Origin of the sequence: Shewanella sp. SM74, assembly GCF_025653725.1 — a bacterium.
GTDB classification, from domain to species: Bacteria; Pseudomonadota; Gammaproteobacteria; order Enterobacterales; family Shewanellaceae; genus Shewanella; species Shewanella oncorhynchi.
This window is the reverse complement of sequence record NZ_JAKKRZ010000011.1, coordinates 23,773-42,708: the sequence shown is the minus strand read 5'-3', so window position 1 is coordinate 42,708 and position 18,936 is coordinate 23,773. Positions and strand designations below refer to the sequence as shown.

General features: G+C 47.8%; 11 protein-coding genes. 6 read left to right on the top strand and 5 right to left on the bottom strand.

The window, feature by feature from the left end; all coding sequences use genetic code 11:
- Positions 1 to 30: 30 nt before the first annotated feature.
- Together L5M49_RS12740 and L5M49_RS12735 are read right to left on the bottom strand one after the other, a co-directional pair.
- Positions 31 to 1,005, bottom strand: coding sequence for a sensor domain-containing diguanylate cyclase (locus tag L5M49_RS12740; protein WP_113939163.1), 975 nt, complete (start codon positions 1,003 to 1,005; stop codon positions 31 to 33).
- A gap of 18 nt (positions 1,006 to 1,023) precedes the next feature.
- Positions 1,024 to 2,019 carry a response regulator gene (locus L5M49_RS12735; protein ID WP_028759518.1) on the bottom strand — a complete coding sequence of 332 codons (996 nt, stop codon included), beginning with the start codon at positions 2,017 to 2,019 and terminating at the stop codon, positions 1,024 to 1,026.
- A 577-nt stretch (positions 2,020 to 2,596) separates the two neighbouring features.
- Here L5M49_RS12735 and L5M49_RS12730 point away from each other — a divergent pair.
- Complete coding sequence (locus L5M49_RS12730) at positions 2,597 to 3,403, top strand: crotonase/enoyl-CoA hydratase family protein (RefSeq protein WP_263266198.1); 807 nt, start codon at positions 2,597 to 2,599, stop codon at positions 3,401 to 3,403.
- Positions 3,404 to 3,438: 35 nt separating this feature from the next.
- Here the strand turns inward: L5M49_RS12730 and L5M49_RS12725 are convergent, their stop codons facing one another.
- Together L5M49_RS12725 and rapA are read right to left on the bottom strand one after the other, a co-directional pair.
- A complete protein-coding gene (locus L5M49_RS12725) occupies positions 3,439 to 4,341 on the bottom strand; it encodes an alpha/beta hydrolase family protein (protein ID WP_263235862.1) in 903 nt (300 codons plus the stop codon).
- 206 nt (positions 4,342 to 4,547) lie between these two features.
- Entirely contained in the window at positions 4,548 to 7,454 is a 2,907-nt protein-coding gene (gene rapA, locus L5M49_RS12720; protein ID WP_263192081.1) for an RNA polymerase-associated protein RapA, read from the bottom strand.
- 406 nt (positions 7,455 to 7,860) lie between these two features.
- Here rapA and L5M49_RS12715 point away from each other — a divergent pair, with 406 nt between their 5' ends.
- The 3 genes from L5M49_RS12715 (at position 7,861) to L5M49_RS12705 (ending at position 15,724) form a co-directional block, all read left to right on the top strand.
- Positions 7,861 to 9,255 (top strand): PhoH family protein, encoded by a 1,395-nt coding sequence (locus L5M49_RS12715; RefSeq protein ID WP_105250289.1) that lies wholly within the window; start codon positions 7,861 to 7,863, stop codon positions 9,253 to 9,255.
- Between the two features lie 215 nt (positions 9,256 to 9,470).
- On the top strand, positions 9,471 to 13,187 hold the full coding sequence (locus L5M49_RS12710; protein WP_263222128.1) for a response regulator: 3,717 nt from the start codon (positions 9,471 to 9,473) through the stop codon (positions 13,185 to 13,187).
- 128 nt (positions 13,188 to 13,315) lie between these two features.
- Entirely contained in the window at positions 13,316 to 15,724 is a 2,409-nt protein-coding gene (locus L5M49_RS12705; protein ID WP_263266197.1) for a zinc-dependent metalloprotease, read from the top strand.
- Positions 15,725 to 15,744: 20 nt separating this feature from the next.
- Here L5M49_RS12705 and L5M49_RS12700 read toward each other — a convergent pair whose 3' ends face one another.
- Positions 15,745 to 17,553: a protein kinase domain-containing protein gene (locus L5M49_RS12700; protein ID WP_105250286.1), complete on the bottom strand. Its 1,809-nt coding sequence runs from the start codon at positions 17,551 to 17,553 to the stop codon at positions 15,745 to 15,747.
- Between the two features lie 249 nt (positions 17,554 to 17,802).
- On the opposite strand from L5M49_RS12700, the gene L5M49_RS12695 reads away from it, so the two are divergent.
- Together L5M49_RS12695 and L5M49_RS12690 are read left to right on the top strand one after the other, a co-directional pair.
- Positions 17,803 to 18,144, top strand: coding sequence for a hypothetical protein (locus tag L5M49_RS12695; RefSeq protein WP_105250285.1), 342 nt, complete (start codon positions 17,803 to 17,805; stop codon positions 18,142 to 18,144).
- A gap of 102 nt (positions 18,145 to 18,246) precedes the next feature.
- On the top strand, positions 18,247 to 18,903 hold the full coding sequence (locus L5M49_RS12690; protein WP_263178287.1) for a thiopurine S-methyltransferase: 657 nt from the start codon (positions 18,247 to 18,249) through the stop codon (positions 18,901 to 18,903).
- Positions 18,904 to 18,936: the final 33 nt, after the last annotated feature.

Sequence of the window (18,936 nt, the reverse complement as noted above, 5' to 3'; positions counted from 1 at the left end):
ATCATTGATGGGCATTTTTATTGGGTATACTTAGGATTTACTTGTTTTACTCGTATGTAAAACACTGCAGTTACGGCCTTTTTGTTTCGCTTCGTACAGGGCTTTATCGGAGCAGGAGATCCAGCTAGAGCTGCTGGTGATATGGGAGCCAATTTCGCACACACCTAAACTCACAGTCACAGTAATCTTAAGGCTTTCATACACTATGACGGATGCAGCAATTTTCTCCCTGAGTCGCTCGGTAAAGTTCATCGCATCTGCGCCGCTGGTTTTAGGCAATACAACCGCAAATTCTTCGCCGCCATAACGCCCTGCACAATCGGTATCACGTAAGGATTGGCTGAGTAAGTGGGCGATATGCTGAATGACTTTATCACCCGCCACATGGCCATAGCTGTCGTTGATATGTTTAAAGTTATCGATATCTATCATGACTAAACTTGCCATACCTGAGTAGCGGGCATACAAGTCGTACTCGTGGTCTAAACACTCTTGCCAATGACGACGGTTGTGCAACTGAGTTAGACCATCGGTTTGGCTAAGGCGTTCGAGTTGCTCGTTGGCAGCTTTAAGTTGCAATTTGTTGATGGCGATATCTGTCACGTCATAAATAATCACACTGATATGGGTCACTTGTCCCGTGAGCGATGCCAGCGGCAGCAGGGTCACGTTCTGGTACATATAGTCTGCACGGCCTGTAATCGGGCGATAGTTTTTAAATTGGAAAACGTACGGACGTTGTTCCCAGCTGATAAAAGCACGGTTTTTAAGCATGAAAACCGATTCCATTTTCTGCTTTAACCAAGTGGCAGGCAGATCGGGGAAGCGGGTAAATAGGTTTTGACCTTTGATCGAATTAGGGGAAACACCGCTGTGATTCTCCATAAAACCGTTCCACAGCTGGATATTGTAATGGCGATCTAATACCACTAATCCCACCTCTATGGTTTGTACCATATCGATGAGCCAGTGTAGTTCGTTCATTGCGCTTTGGTCATTTGACATAGGATAAAATCCAACTGGTTAATCGAGTAAATAGCCGAGTTTATAGCTAAGTGTGGGGATAGAATCCTCGGTGAAGAGCAGTAGCAAATCGCATTGAATATTATGATCTTCAATCCGATAGTTGATCTCCATTGCCAAAGTTCGGTGCCATTTCTCTGAATTATCATGGATCAGATCGTTAACCGTGCAGTGCCGTCCCAGCACGACAGGGTGAGCCTGACTAAATTTCATATCGAGCTGTTCAGAAATGCCGTTAAGGAAGGCGCCTATCAGTACGTTTCCAGTATCGATCAGGACTTCTATCTCAGTATTTTTGTCTTCTGGATTAGCTAATCCCATCAACTTGGCCATGTCTTTAAAGCTGGAATCATGGAACAAGAGCAGGGCCTCTCCCGCAATACCCGCACCGATAAAACCTTGGCAGAGTGCGGATACGGTTGAGCTTTCTTCCGTGGCTTTGAGCGCCATGGTTAACTCACTGACTTCAAGCACGTTCACATTAGGGATAGGTAGTAACACGAATACATCGAGTAACTTAGCTAACAGATCGGCGGCGCGTCCCATGGCAACGTTGGCTATTTCTTGGCAAGCGTCGCGCATGTCGACTTTGATCATCGGGACTTCGTCGGTGAGATCTTTCTGCGTCAGCGTTAAGATGCCGTAATCTTGCAAAATGTTGCTGATGGCGTCTGCGCTCACCGGTTTTTGAATAAAATCTAACGCACCCAAGGCTTTAACCCGCTCGTGAGCTTTGATTTGAATATCGCCGGATACCACAATAATCAACGCGGGTAAGTCCTGTTGCTGCACGGTTTGCAGTACTTCATAACCGTCCATTACAGGCATGTTGAGATCAAGAAACACCACTTCGCCTTTTCCAGCGCGGATGGCATCAAGGCCTTCGGCACCATTGGTCGCATAAGTTATTTCCACATCCCACTCTTTGGGAAGTGTGCGGGCCATTTGCTTACGTGCCATGGCGGAATCGTCACAGATGAGTACAGATATTGACATGCTGACTAGTGATCCTTATTTGCCCATTTATTGAAGATAACACTTATTTTTTAGGTCTGACTGACGAATTGCGTTCTTCGGGCAAGTCTGATTAATATCTTTTATATGTAACTTATAGATATCATTGATAAATTTATATTTTCTGATGGCATTAAAATTTGAATCATTGTTGAATCAAATCATGCAGAATCTTAAATCGAACTGGCTAATGTTGAGTAAATAACAAGGATATAGTGACTAAAAAAGGACTATAGAATCCATATATTGCTGCCCAATCATCCTTCGCAGTAGGTAGCATTGCGATACTGGTGTCGGTTATTAGCAGTTAAATAGCTAGCAGTTAAATAGCTAGCGGTTAAATACGCTTAATTATTGAGCTTGCTAAGGCTATCTAATCGAAAAATACATTAGGATTACTGCACGTAGTGATGACAGCCTAACATAAGTTACCTTCAATCCATGATGGAATTGGCAATATTTTGACTTAAGTCAAAAAACAGGCTCATGTTATATCTTTTAGTGAATTATGCCAAACGTGTTAACATTTATTCTGGACTGACCAGTAACGGAATATTTCATGAGTGGCCAAAGTGTACAAGTTAAAATCGATGATGGCATCGCCTACGTGTTGCTTAATCGTCCTGAAAAAATGAATGCTATTAACTATTTAATGTTTAGTGAGCTTGACTGCGCGATTAAAAGTATTAAATCCAATCGTGCGGTGCGAGCCGTGATCCTCTCGGGAGCGGGTGGGCATTTTAGCTCTGGGCTCGATGTTAAAAGCGTCATGTCGGCACCGATGCAGGCAGTTAAGTTACTGTTTAAGGGCTTACCGGGGAATGCGAATTTGGCACAGCGGGTGTCACTAGGTTGGCAAACCTTGCCTGTGCCAGTGATTGCCGTGCTTGAGGGCTGTTGCTATGGCGGCGGTATGCAGATCGCTTTAGGCGCAGATGTGCGTATTGCTAGCCACGACAGTAAGTTATCTATCATGGAAGCGAAATGGGGACTTGTGCCAGATATGGCGGGGTTAGTCGCATTAAGGCAAATTATGCCTAAGGATCAAGCCATGTTACTTAGCCTGACGGCAAAAGTGCTTGAGAGTCATGAAGCGCTGGCTTTAGGACTCGTGACACAAGTGAGTGAGACGCCCATGGAAACCGCTGAGCAATTGGCGCGGCAACTGATGCAAACCTCACCGGATGCGGCAGCGGCCATCAAACTTAGCATTAATCGCAGTTGGACTGCTTCTATCCGTAGTCTATTGTGCCGCGAGTCTATTAGTCAGATTCGGTTATTGTTAGGCAAAAATAGCAAGATAGCGGCGACGCGTCAGTTGAAAGATCCGCAGAAACCCTATCGGGATCGCCAATCGGGTTGGTAATACTATTTTGTCTGAATTAGCTTGAATCGCCGTTTTTACTGCGCGCCGCTCATTCGGGCTGAAAAGCCTTTAATCGCATTTAAGCAATTCTGCCATGCGCTCTCGTTATCTAAATTGAGCGCTAGGGTAGTTTGGCGATAGTTAGGGCTTTCTAAGGTCACCGCGAGTTTTTTGCGATTGTCGGCCGTCTCCAATGAGGCTGGGTGACCGTCTGGCGATTGAATATCTAAAATGGGCAGCGTGAGTTTTGCCAGTTGTTCTGCGAGTGCTTGATTACGCTGTTCGTCTTCTCGATAGGGATTGATGACAATCAGCACATCGGGATCGGCAATCTTCTTCTGGCTTAATAGGCTAATCAATAATCCTGCACTTTGGTCGGCGGTGATCAAAATACGTTTTCCCGCATAATCTGCACCGACGGCATCTAACTGTGACATGCTTTTGACGAGAAAAGCTTCCTGCTCTTGCTGGTGCTTGCTGTTATCTTCGGGCTTGATTTTAGGGCTTGGTTTGTTGGACGGTGAGCTTAATTGCGCGGCGCCAGGCGAGGTCACTTCAGTGGCGGCGGTGGCAAAGTTAGCTGCGGGCATTTCAGTTGGCGGAGTTAAACTTAAGCTGGCCCAACCAGCAGGATTGATATTGCGGCGTACAAACGCCATCAATCCAGGCGCGTCTGCGGTACCATTGGTGGCGGGCAGGATTATCGCCGCACCAAGTTTCTTTTTACCTTCCCATGGTCGCACTAACAAATCGTAGGGCTGATTATCAATCGTGATTTGTTTAATTTCATTTGTGGGTAGATAGCTGTGATTCGACTTTTTGGCACTGATTTCGGCTGGCGCAGATGTTGGCGGAGTTGTTGTCGTGTCTGCCGCGTAGGTAGCGATGGTTGTGATGCCGAGAATGAGGCAAAAGAGGAGTGAAAGAATGCGCGGCATAGAATTGATAACCACCTGTGTAGTCTCATAAATTCATCAGTGTTTGAGTATAACCTGAACAATTACCAAAAAGTGAATTTTCCTCGCCAAAGAATTGCACCTGTCATTTAGTATAAAAAGTCACTTGTAATCGAAAGCCACAGGGCACAAAAAAGCCCAACGCTGAGGCTGGGCTAATTGATGGAAACCTGCTGTTCCGCTTGGGTCTATACGTGGCTAACGAGGACCATACGGATCGCATCGAGTTGTAACTGGCTGGCATCCAGATAAGTGTTTAACTCTTGCATCTGATTACGCAGGTATTCCAATTCTTCCTCACGGATATTGGGGTTCACCGCCTTAAGTGACTCTAAACGATCAAGCTCTGTGCTCAGTTGTTGAGTCATTTTCTCTCTGGCTTGGGCAACCATTTCATCCACAACCACTTGAGCATATTCCTCACCCTTAGCAAATAACGGATGCAGAATTGGCTGAGATGCGGTGACTAACTTGCCGCCAATGTGACGATTCACCGCGCTCAGTTGTTTATCGAAACTGGCGTAATCCACTTTAGCCGATAGATCGTTACCGTTTTTATCCAGCAGCACGCGAATGGGGGTAGGCGGTAAATAACGGTACAGCTGGCTCGACTTAGGTGCTGAAGCATCGGCCATGTAGATGAGTTCTAAGAATAAGGTGCCTGCTGGCAGGGCTTTATTCTTTAGAATTGCGACGCTGGTGGTGCCAGTTTCAGAACCTGTGATCAGATCGAGCCCTGTTTGCACCAGCGGATGTTCTTGGGTGATCAGCGCAATATCATCGCGTGATAACGCTGTGTCACGATCAAAGGTCACTGTTACGCCATCTTCTGGCAAGCCAGGATAAGTTGGGAACATCATGTGCTCACTCGGGCGCAGAATAATCGAGTTTTCACCCTTATCTTCTTGATCAACACCGATAATATCCCACAGACGGATCACTGAGCCGATTAAATGAGTATCACCGTCACTTTGGGCAAGGCGGTTGACGATTGCCAGTGCCTTCTCGCCGCCGTGTGAGTTGATTTCCAGCAGCTTGTCGCGGCCTTGCTCCATCGCGTGCTTGAGTTCTTTATAACGGCTCTGGGTGTGATTGAGCAGGTTTGTCAGCTCGTCGCTGTCATCACCCACAAGCACGTTTAGCAGATCTTCGGCAAATTCACTGTAAAGCACATGGCCACTCGGACAAGTGAGTTCAAAGGCATTTAGCCCTTGGTGATACCACTGCATCAAACGTTCTTGGGCGGTATCTTCAAGGTATGGCAAGTGAATTTGGATATCATTTTTCTGGCCGATACGGTCTAAACGACCGATTCGCTGTTCCAATAGATCGGGGTTTAGTGGCAGATCAAACAGCACTAAGTGGCTGGCAAACTGGAAGTTACGGCCTTCAGAACCAATTTCAGAGCAGATCAGCGCCTGTGCGCCGCCTTCCTCTTGGGCAAAGTAAGCGCCGGCTTTATCGCGCTCGATAATCGACATGCCTTCGTGGAATACCGTTGCTTGAATCCCTTCGCGGGTGCGCAGGGCTTCTTCTAAGCTCAGGGCCGTTTCCGCTTGGCTGGCGATGATCAGCACTTTTTTGCTACGGTGGGATTTTAAGAACTCGATTAACCAATCCACACGGGGATCGAACTTCCACCAACTGGCGCTGTTATCTTCAAATTCTTGATACAGTTTTTCAGGGCTTAGGGCTTGCGCCGCTTTCGCCTCTAATGACTTGTGTCCGCCCATCATGCCGCTGACGCGTGCGGCAGTTTGATATTGATCTGGCATGGCATGGGGATAAGCGTTAAAGAAACGCTTTGGAAAGCCTTTTACCGAGGCGCGGCTGTTTCGGTATAACACGCGGCCAGTACCGTGACGGTCAAGTAATTCTTGCAGTAATTCGCTACGGGCGGCCTGTTGTACTTCGGCATCAATACCGTCGGCTTGGATTAAACGAATACTTGGGCTGATATCTTTCTCGCTCAGTAATTCGGTCAAGCTGTTGATGGCGGCATCGGGTAATTTAGCGTTGCCAGCTAAGGCTTCGGCGGCAATGGCGACGTCTTTATAACTGTCTTCTTCAGCTAAGAAAGCATCGTAATCGTAGAAACGATCCGGATCGAGCAGACGCAAACGGGCGAAGTGACTTTCATGGCCAAGTTGATCCGGCGTTGCGGTTAACAGCAAAACGCCTGGGATGACTTCGCTTAATGCTTCAACCACTTGATAGGCGCGGCTTGGCGCTTCTTCGGTCCATTCTAAGTGGTGCGCTTCGTCAACGACTAACAGATCCCAATCGGCATCAAGAGCTTGATCTAGACGTTTTTTCTTACGCAGTAATTCGAGTGAACAAATCACTAACTGTTCTGTGTAGAAAGGATTGTCATGATCGGCATAGGCTTCCACACAACGGTCTTCATCGAATACCGAAAAGCGCAGATTAAAGCGGCGCAGCATTTCCACTAACCACTGATGGCGCAGAGTATCGGGCACGATAATCAGAATGCGTTCGGCGCGGCCGGTCAGCAGTTGTTGGTGAATAATCAGACCCGCTTCAATGGTTTTACCTAAACCCACTTCATCGGCCAGCAATACCCGCGGCGCATAGCGACGACCCACTTCATGGGCAATCCACATTTGATGCGGAATAAGTCCAACACGTGGACCTTGCAGACCAAGCAAATCCGATGAGGCCAGTTTATGGCGCAACATTTGGCATTGATAACGCACACCAAAACGGTCGAGGCGATCGATTTGGCCAGCAAATAAACGGTCTTGGGGTTTGTTGAAACGAATATTGTGGTTCAGCAGGGTTTCACGCAGGGTAGCTTGCTCGCCTGTCTCACTGTGAATGCCGTGATAGATCACTATCCCGTCTTTCTCTGTCAATTCACTGACCGCAAGGCTCCAGCCTTCATGGCTTTCAACCGAATCGCCGGGATTGTATATAACGCGTGTCAGAGGGGCTTCTGCTCGGGAGAACATGCGGTTCTCACCCGTGGCAGGGAATAATACAGTGACCATACGGCCTTCTACTTGAACCACAGTTCCTAAACCAAGCTCTGACTCGGTATCACTTATCCAACGTTGACCTAAGGCGAACGGCATCTTAAATTCTCATTTCTAGGCGGACTCTAACAAAGGGCGCGTATGTTATACCAATACTCGTGATATTTAAATCGCCCTCTCACCCGTTAGAGCCTAATTCCCAGAGTGCTAGATTACAAATTGTACAAGCGACAAAATTGTCGAGCCAGTACATGAAATTGTCACGCTAATGTCACATCCGCGGTTATACACTGCTTCGAGTCTGTAAGGTAAACAATGGTTGCTGTATTGTTATCTTGTGAGTTTGGTGCCAATATCAACTTAAGGTTTAAGTGCGAGTAAAGTGCTATCAACTTGAACCTTATGATCATTCTTTGCCATATGCTTAGCCAGTAATAGGAGCCGTGTAACTTTTATTGAGACTCAAAAGTGTGTTTAAACTTTAATGAAGCACTCTGGAGGCGCCATGGAACAAGACGACAGAAAGTTGTTTGTACTGGATACCAATGTGTTACTACATGAACCTTTGGCGATCTATTCGTTTAAAGAGCACGATGTGGTCATTCCGATGACAGTGCTAGAAGAGTTGGACCAGATTAAAGATCGAAAGAGTGATGTGAGTCGTGATGCTCGGGTTGCTATCAGGGCATTGGAAGATACCCTAGGCGGTGAAACTACCCCTGAGCAGATTATCAATGGCGTCCCTTTACCCAGCCGAGAGGGTCATGCCGATGCCGTCGGTTCGCTCTCAATTTTCCCTGATCACCTTGTCGATTTTACCTTAGGCGCACTGCCAGGAGATGGAAACGACAATCGCATTATCAATACCGCGCTACATCTACAAAACCTACATCATCCCCGTACCGTTGTCTTAGTCACCAAAGATATCAATATGCGCCTTAAAGCCAAAGGTGCAGGTATTCAATTGGTTGAGGATTATCGAACTGACCAGTTGATTGATGATATCCGCTTCCTCAGTAAAGGCTTTTACCAGTTTGAAGGTAATTTTTGGGAGCACTTGAACAAGGTCTCCACCGAGCGCCACGGTAGACATACAGTGCATGAAGTACCGCTCAAAGACCTCGAAAATGATAATTTTTATATCAACCAATATCTTATCGACACAGAGTCTGATTTTTGCGGTCGTGTTATCGAGCGCACAGACACCCATTTACATATTTTAGATTTAGGCCGTGAGCGGGTGAAAAACCTCGAGGCATGGGGTGTTAAACCTAAAAACGTCTATCAAGGCATGGCATTGCAGGCGCTGCTCGATCCCGATATCGATCTGGTTATCTTAACCGGCCCTGCGGGTTGCGGTAAAACCTTGCTCGCCATGGCGGCGGCGTTGGAACTGGTGGTCGAGCGTAATCGCTACGACAAAGTGATTGTCACCCGAAACACCCCTGAAATCGCCGAATCTATCGGCTTCTTGCCCGGCACGGAAGAGGAGAAGATGATGCCGTGGCTGGCCGCGATTACCGATACGCTCGAAGTGCTGCATAAGAATGATGTGAATCCCACGGGCAGCATGAACTACATCATGGAGAAGGCTAACATTCAGTTTAAGTCGATAAACTTTATGCGCGGGCGGTCGATCCAAAACTCCATAGTGCTATTAGATGAATGCCAAAACCTCACTGCCTCGCAGATCAAAACCATGATCACCCGTATGGGCGAAGGCACAAAATTGATTTGTTGCGGTAACTTAGCGCAAATTGACTCTAACTACTTAACTGCTGTTACCTCAGGTTTAACCTATATTGTCGAACGTTTTAAGGACTTTGAAGGCAGTGCCAACGTGTATCTGAATGGCGTGGTGCGTTCACGCTTAGCGGAATACGCTGAAGAGCATCTGTAAAGCAGGTCAGTTTAATTTAGGGTAATGACTAAGGCCTCAGATATGGAGGCCTTAATTTTGTGGAGTAGTAGATTTTTAATCGACTTATCAGTGGTATGAGTAGGCTTTATCTGACAATTATTTTATGTGATTGGCAGTTCCTTCCTGCTACTATATGGAGCTCATAGTTTTTGCCGCCGTAGGCTGAAATTAAGCGCTGCAATCAAGGGTAGTGGATGAAATCGAGTGAGCCGGATCTCCAACTAAAATCGCCGATCCAGAAGAACTACAACCGTGCCGTTTTTTATACGTACATCGGCGTTATCGTCATGTCTTTGTTGACCGCATGGATGTTTTTCGACCGCCAAAAAGCACAGCAGATGGAACAGCGTGAAGAGCAGGTTCAGCGCCATGTATTGCAAATCGATTTGCTACTTGAGTCGAGCATTAGAGCGGTAAAAAGCTTACGCAACGTTGCTGTGGATCATTTACGTTTGGGCGAACTCGTACGTAAAGAACGCTTACCCCAATACGGTAAATTCAACGAAAGCGGCCAGTATTTTACCTTAGAACCTAGCTACGCCCAGAGCGGTGAGCCTTTTACCAACATGGGTAGGATTACTGGTGCGGGTTCCCTCGACGGCCGCGACGACAAGTTCTATCAAGAGCTTGAGATGTTGTTTGAGCTGTCATTGTCATTCCCCGTCGCCAAAGAAGCCGCCCCGAAAGCCTCGGCGATTTATTACCTGTCGAAACGTAGGATCATGTCCTATTTCCCTTGGTCGAATGACGATCAACGTTTTAGGGACGAATTACTCAACAAGAAACAGTTCCAATACGCCACCCCAGCAATGAATCCGCAGCGCAGTGTATTTTGGAGTGAAGCCTATGTTGACTCCACGGGCAAAGGCTTATTGACCACTTTAGGTGTGCCCATTTATTTGGATGATGAGTTCATTGGCTCAATCAACTTAGACATGACGCTTGCCTCGTTAGCGCGGCAAATTCGGGTTTACTTTAAGATGCCGGGCACAGTGATTTTGCTCGACCAACAGAACAATATTTTATCCCACAGCGATTTTGATAGCTCAGATATCAATCGGGTCTATCACATCAGCCAACGTATTCCCTCTGAGCTGCATTCTTTACCTGAGTCGGAATTGTTCGATGCCCACGACGGCATCATTCGTAACGGCTATTACATCCACTCGGTTGCCCTGCATAACGCGCCTTGGCGTTTACTGTATTTGCAGGATGAAGACGACCTATTCCAAGACTCGTGGGAAAAACTGCAGCTGACCTTTATTTTAGTGGTTATCGCCCTGTCGGTGTTGGTGACCATAGTGCATTGGCAGACGCGTCGATCTTTTGTGAGTCCAGCCTCGCGATTACTGTCGCACCTTGAAGGTTGCTCCCAAGAGCCACGTAAACCACCGGAGAAAATCACCCGTGGCTGGGAGCCTTGGTTCTTGTTGGTGAGTCGGATTTTTGAGGAAAACAAACAATATACCCACCATCTAGCCGAACAGAATAAGCGGCTCGATAAGCTAGTAGCGCGGCGTACTGAACGCTTAAAAGACACCACAGAGCGGCGTGAGCGCGAATATGCGCTACTGCGATCCCTGCTTGACTCGATTCCTGAAGCGATTGTCTTTAAAGATAAAGAAGGCAACTATTTAGGTTGTAACAAGGCGGCTGAACGCATGCTGGGTTACACAGAGAGCGAGATGATAGGTTTATCATCTGAGGATCTGACCTCGCCTGAAATGGGCATACGTATCCGCGCCGAAGACGAACAAGTCTTAAAAGATCGCACGCCGCTGCGCTACCAAGAAAAGGTCGAGCTTGCGGGTAAACCTGTGCTGCTCGATACCCTCAAACTGCCTTTCTACAATCGCCGCGGCGAACTGCAGGGATTGATTGCCGTGTGGCGTGATGTGACGCGGGAATACGAATCCGCCGAACAATTACGCCTGTCCGAAGAGCGTTATCACTTAGCTATGGATGCGGTGGAAGATGGCCTGTGGGACTGGTATTTAGACTCTGAACAGATCATTTGTAACCCAGCCTATTATTCTATGTTGGGTTATAAAACCAATGAATTCCCAGCTTTAGTATCGACAATTGATGAATTATCCCACCCCGACGATCGTATTCGCGTCGAGGAATACCGTGCTCAGTATCTTGCTGATCCCGTCGGTGCTTTCGAAATTGAATTCCGTATGTTAGGTAAAAATGGCGGCTATCACTGGGTGTTATCCCGTGGCCGTGTGGTGGAGTTCACCGCCGAAGGTCAGCCTAAGCGTATGCTCGGTACCCATAAGGATATTACCCGCCATAAGAGTAACGAAGTGGCGTTGCTTGAAGCCAAGCAAGACGCCGAACTCGCTAACCTCTACAAGAGTGAATTCTTGGCCAACATGAGCCATGAGATCCGCACGCCGATGAACGCCATTATCGGTATGTTGCAGTTGGCACAGCGCACTTCGTTAACGGCGCAGCAGAAAGATTACCTCGAAAAAGCCGGTTTCTCGGCGCAATCGCTGCTGAGGATCATCAACGATATTCTCGACTTCTCTAAAATTGAGGCGGGTAAGTTGGAGCTTGAGCGGGTGCCGTTCCCGCTGGATAAAGTGCTCGATCACGCTCTGGATCTCAATGCGCTTAAGGCACAGGAACAAGGCGTCGAGTTACTCTTATATGCACCAGTGACGGCGGGACTCATTCTTAAGGGCGATCCGCTACGTTTAGGCCAAGTGCTGATTAACCTGTTATCGAATGCGGTGAAATTTACCCAATCTGGCGAGATTGAGCTCGGCTGTGAAGATGTCGGCGAGCGGGATCATCGGATTACCTTGAAGTTCTGGGTGCGCGATACGGGGATCGGCATAGGTAAAGATCAACAGGATAAGCTGTTTGATGCCTTCGCCCAAGCCGACGGTTCGACCACTCGTAAATACGGTGGCACTGGCTTAGGTTTGTCGATCAGTAAGCATCTGGTGTCTATGATGGGCGGCAAGATGCAAGTGCAGAGTGAGCTTGGGGTCGGTAGTACCTTTAGCTTCACCATCAGTTTTGAAATTGCCGAAGCCGCTAAGATTGAACCTTTGGTCGTGCCGGAAAAACTTAATAGTCTACGCACCTTAGTCGTTGACGATAACCCGACGGCACTGCAAATTTATTCGACCTTGATGCGAGATTTCCACTTCGAAGTTGATACCGCCGCCAGTGGTGCCGAAGCGCTTTACAAACTGTCGCGGGCACCAATCGATCTGTTATTGCTCGACTGGATGATGCCAGAAATGGACGGTAGCGATGTGGTCAGTGCCATAGATACTATGGTCGCCGAAGGCCGCTTAGCTAAACGGCCTGTGATTATCATGATGACGGCCTATGCGGCAGAGCCCTTGCAGCATGAAGTCGATAGTGCCAATGTGTTTGCCGTACTGCAAAAACCGTTTAAGGCATCGAGTCTGTTCGATGAGATCATTGCTGCCTTTGCCGATGAACCGAGATTGAATGTGGTTCAGCCTATGGTTGAAGTTCAAGTTGAGGAAGGAGAGCACACAGGTCTAGTGTTACTGGTGGAGGATAACTTTATCAACCAGCAAGTGGCCACTGAACTTCTTAAGAGCGCTGGCTACGAAGTGGTGCTGGCCGACAATGGTCAAGTGGCGCTGGATACTATCGACTCGCGGCCGTTTGATGCTGTGTTGATGGATATTCAAATGCCAGTGATGGACGGGTTAACGGCCGCAAGGGCATTGCGTGAGCGTTTTAGTGCCGATGAACTGCCTATCATTGCCATGACAGCCCATGCAATGTCGGGTGACAGGGAAAAGAGTTTAGCAGCAGGGATGAATGCCCACATCACTAAACCCATAGTGCTCAACGAATTATTTGAAACATTAAATCACTGGATCAAACACAAGAACCAGCATCAGAATCGTTAATTTATTTGCTCGGGGCCAGTGATGGCCTCGCATTATTTACTTTAAATCAATCGCTTGAGATAAGCAGTCATCAAAGATGCCAATGACTTATAAGGTAAATAACGCAGCCAGCCGAATCAGGAGGAAAGATGAAACCCCAAAGTGTAGCCTTAGCCTTATTTATAGCGCTGTTAGGATTTCCCACCGTTACGGTCGCGGCAGCCGCACCTAGCGCCAAGATCATTAAGCAGGGCCAAGAGGCGAAAGGGTTTCTTAATCTCTATTACGAGGAGTCTGAGGGAGAGTTATATCTTGAGGTCAATCGTTTAAATCAACCTTTTATCTTAGTTACTAGCCTGCCACAGGGCGTAGGCTCAAACGACATTGGTCTCGATCGTGGCCAACTGGGTCAGACCCGTATGGTGCAGTTTGAGCGCCAAGGTCCCTATGTTTTACTCAAGCAACTCAATACTCAATATCGTGCGAATACCTCTGATGCCGCCGAGCAAAGAGCGGTTGAAGAAGCCTTTGCCGATTCTGTGTTATGGCAAGGCAAAGTGATTGAGGGCAAGCCAGATTTGGTAGCGATCAACGATCTGGTGCTCAATGATTTACACGGCGTGTCTTCCGTATTGCAACAAACAGAGCAGGGCAATTATCAGCTCGATTTGAGCCGTTCTGTCATCTTACCCAAAGGGATTAAATCCTTTGAGAAAAACGCCGATGTGGATGTGCAACTGACGTTCAAAGGCGATGTTGCTGGCGCGCAGGTCGCACAGGTAACACCCGATGGCACCTTAATGTCGGTGCGGATGCGTTATTCCTTTGTTGAGCTGCCTGATACCGACTATCAGCCGCGGGCTTATCATCCTATGAGCGGTTATTTGTCCGATGAGTATCGCGATTATGCCATGCCCTTTGACCAACCTTTAGTGCAGCGTTTTATCCTGCGCCACCGTTTACAGAAAGTGCATCCAGGCCCAGCGCCAAGCGAAGTCGTTAAACCTATTACTTATTATCTCGATCCTGGTGTGCCAGAACCTATACGATCGGCGTTGCTCGATGGCGCGCGCTGGTGGGAGACGGCTTTTACTCGGGCGGGATTTATCAACGGCTTTAAAGTTGAGTTATTACCTGTAGATGCCGATCCGCAGGATATTCGCTACAACATGATCCAATGGGTGCACAGGGCGACGCGGGGTTGGTCCTATGGCGCCGCACTGACCGATCCTCGCACCGGTGAAATCATCAAGGGTCAAGTCACGCTCGGCAGTTTGCGTGTGCGTCAGGATTACTTGATTGCTAAAGGCTTAACCGCAGGCTGGCAGGATAGAGTGGCTGCCGAGAAAGCGGCGACAGCCTTGTCGCTGGCGCGTATTCGCCAACTGGCTGCCCATGAAGTCGGCCATACCTTAGGGCTCGATCATAACTTTGCTGCTTCGACCAATCAGGATGCCTCTGTGATGGATTATCCCCATCCGAAAATCCAGCTAAAGGGCAATGATATTGATATTTCCGCACCTTACACTACAGGTGTTGGTCCTTGGGATGATTTTGCTATCGCCTATGGCTATAGCGATCAAGGCGATGCTCGCACCCAACAAGCGCTGCAAGTCGACTTACTGGCCGATGTAGCCAAACGTGGCTTACGTTATATCGGTGAGGCAGATTCCCGCCAAAAGGATGCGAGTCAGGCCTATGCCAGTTTGTGGGATAGTGGTGACGATCCGATCGATCAGCTGGGTAAGTTAAATAAAATTCGCACTAAGGCGATTGCGGATTTCTCCAGTGCGGCCTTGTTACCCAATGAGCCACTGGGCGAGCTAGCCGATGCCTTTGCGCCAATTTATTTGCTGACGCGTTATCAAATCGATGCGGTCGCTAAGTTTATTGGCGGCACTGACTATAACTATCAATCTATTGGTGAAGGCAGCCGCTGGAGCTATATTGCGCCGCAGTTGCAGTTAACGGGCTTAGACGCGCTACTTAACACACTCGATGCGGCGAGTTTAACTGTGCCGCAAACCTTGCTCGACAGTTTAGTGCCAAAGGCGGGGAATTATCATGTTACGCGGGAATCCTTCGATTCAGGTCTAGGTGCAATTAACGACCCTCTCGGTATGGCTGAAGTGTTTAGCCGTCATACCGTGAGCTTGCTATTGATGCCTAAACGCTTGAATCGTGTCAGCCAAGCATCCATGGCAGATAGTGAGCAGTTATCGGTGACGACATTATTGGATAAGTTATTCGCGGCGACCTTGTATCAAGAGGACAAGCTCGCGCTGGTCGAAGGCGTATGGATGCGAGTGAACGCTGTGGTGATTGATGAAGTGCTGGCAACGCTGCACGATCCTCAAACCTCACCAGAAGTGAGGGCTGCGATTAACGATCGCGCTCAGTTTGTGATTAAGCAATTGAAAGCGAAGTCGAATCGAGCGAATGTGAGTCTTGCGGCGCACTATACTTGGTTGCAACAGGGTCTTACTGCGGGTTTGACCGATGCTAAGGTTAAGCTTATTCCTAAGCCGTTAACCTTACCGCCGGGATCACCGATTTAATCCGATGAACATAGGCGCCATTAGGCGCCTATTTCTTTTGGATTTTTCGGATAAAAGTGATCGGCTTTACGCTCTAGATGAGTAAAGCGGCGGGTGTTTTTGTAGGGCAGTTTCATAAAGCCCGATACGCCGTGACCTTGGATTTTTCCGACATGATGCAAGATGCGATCGAGGCTCGCGCGAAACGCCGCTTGCTTACGCGGATTGAGCAGTTTCAAGTAACTGTGAATTTTTAAGTGATTCGGCAGCGCCTCAAAAATGATGCAGCCTGTGTGGTGAATTTGGTTGATGCGGGCTAATTCTTCCATGATTTCATGGGGTAATTCGAGGTTCTCATCGGGATCTTTACCGTCTTCAAAATAAGAATGTAACCGCGACTTATCTTCTAAGGTGGGGACGTCACCGACTTCGAAGGGCAACTGCAGTGCGGCACTGGCGACAAAAGGCTCGCTGGTGTCAGCTCGTTCGATATGCAGTGTGTCTTTGGCGTTAAAGAAACAGGCCTTAAACACCCCTATACGTTTAATTCCCCGCGCGAGATCCACCATATTGTTGACTGCAATGATTAACGCACTTTTTTGTTTTGCATCGTAAATCGCAAGATTGGAGTCGATAAACACGCCGGTTTCCTGCCAATGAATAGCCAGACCACCCACGATCGGATATTGCGCTAAACGACCCACTGCGGCGATAAAGCCTTTTTCGGTATCACCCATGCCTGCGAGGAAGTTGCGGTAATATTTTTCGAGCTGAATATCATCCATCTTAGCGATGGGATCTTGGGCGTTGTGTTCCTTTAAAAAGGATTTACGCGAACTGTAGCTGACGGTTTCAACATCTTTGTCGCGGGATTGTACCCAAACAGGAATTTCACCCTGTAAATCAGCTTTGGGCAGTTCAGGTAAGTGCAGTCTGTGGCTGTGGCGCATACTTTTTAAAAAATAATCGCCGGCAATGTTGCGCTGCTGCGGATCTGTGCTGAGCATGCCCTCTAAGGTGCGGGCTAATTCTATCGGTAAGCCAATGCTGGTGGGCGAAATCACCTGTGCACCGAAGCGGCTTGCTTGCCCAGAGGCGAGGGCATACAGAGTCGCGGCAACTCCTTGCTCGTCAAAGCGCGGGCTGGAGAGTGCTCCATTGAGTTGCTCTTCGCCGATAAAATACACATCACCCATGCGGGCGTTGGTATGTTGTTGATCGCTAGACATTAACGCCATCACATTGTCTTCGACGGGTTTGTTATGTTCATCCCGCTGCGCAAATACCGCTGAGCCCCAATCGATTAATGATAAGTGTTGTTGTTCAATATCGTAAACCAGATTCGAAGGTTTGATATCGCCGTGCACTAAAGGCTTGCCCGTGCGCAGGTAATACAAGATATCGGCGAGTTGGCGGGCGATGCTCATGACCATAGCGGTCGGTAGGGCGCCCATGCGGCGGCAAAGTTGGTCGAGATCTTCCCCTTTTGCCCGTTCCATCACGAGTATTCCCTGTTTACCTACTCGCTCAAATTTGATCGCGCCCGGCACATTGGGATGTTTGAGTAAGGAGAGCATAAAGGCTTCTTCTTCGAGCCTATCTTGAATATGTTGCGGCAAATTAATCCGTGAAAACTTAAACACATGGGCATCGCCCGCTTGATTGATACCCGCAAACACGAAACCGTAGGCGCCTTTGCCGACCAATTCGATATCGGTATAACCTAATTTGCTCAGCTGTTGTTTACAGAGGCGGATCCACGCCTTGTGTTTACGGGCATCATTGGCTTTGAGCAAGTAAATGGATTGCTCTTCAGAAATATAAAAATGCTGCAGCTGAGGTGTTTGCAAATTGTGCTCCTTGTTTTGTTCATTTAACCAGTAAGCGGGGGAGATAATCAAATAGCGGGTGGCTTTATTTTAGTATTTTGAATGGCATTGATGTTCAGCGTCAGGCGCGGCTTACCTATACGATCATTTCGTCACTGACTTTGACTTACATCAAATTAAATCCTCGCGACTATAGGTAATCTTTGGGGCATTAGATGGAATCAATTTTTGTTAATTAACCCACAGACAAAGTGCAGCTAAGGAGGGCGTATGCCCACCCAATATAAGGCCTTGTTGATCGAACTTTTGGAATATCCGCGTAAGCGTATTTTACAGTCAATGGAAGTGACCCATTGCCCGCATGCGGTATTTTTTAATGATAGAGACGAGCAATGTTTAACGTGTCATCAGGGCATGGAATGTATCTGGATGAACCAGAATGACGAGTTGGTGGCCGTGAACGAAAAATCGATTGCCGAGTTAAAACAGCAGTTGTTGATCGCCGTGGACTTTATCGACTCATCTTTAAGCCCACATCATTTATCACGCCGTCAATGCCAATGCGATAACTGTGTTTGGCTGCGTAAAGTGCAAGCCACTTTAGATCAGTAAGTTAGTCTTTACATTGCTGAGTTTGCCGAATGGCAGGAGGTTTTGCATCCACTTTAAAATGTCATTAGAGTAAGGACAACATTAGCGAATAGAGATAAACCCATGGAACCCGGTTTTTGGCATGAAAAGTGGCAGCAGCAACAGATAGGTTTTCATCAGCAAGACATCAATCCTTTCCTCGTTAAGTATTGGCAGCAGCTTGCATTACCCGCAGATACTAAGGTTTTTGTGCCCTTATGTGGAAAGTCGCTAGACATGTGTTTCCTCGCAGAACAGGGGCATCAGGTCATAGGTTGTGAGTTAAATGAATTGGCAGTACAGCAATTTTTCAGCGATAACCAACTCGAGATGACGCAAACGGCCGTGGGTGAACACCAGCATTATCAAACCGAACAGATCAGCTTGTATCAGGGTGATATTTTCACTCTACCTAAGGCTATCACTCAAGACGTGACGGCATTTTATGATCGCGCGGCTTTGATCGCATGGCCAGAAAGTATGCGTGCACAATATGCCAAGCAGTTAGCGAGCTTATTACCTAGCGGCAGTGTCGGTTTATTAGTGACTTTAGATTATCCGCAAGAATCCCTTATCGGCCCACCTTTTGCTGTATCCCCTACTTGGGTAGAGCAGCATCTGAGTGAGGATTTTGATATTGAAGTATTAGCGTCGCAAGATGTGTTGGCCGACAATCCCCGCTTTATTAAGAAAGCCGTGCCTTGGCTTAATGAAGCGGCCTATTTGTTGAAACGTAAGTAGGCTTGACTCGGAAGTTGGATCTAACCCCATTGA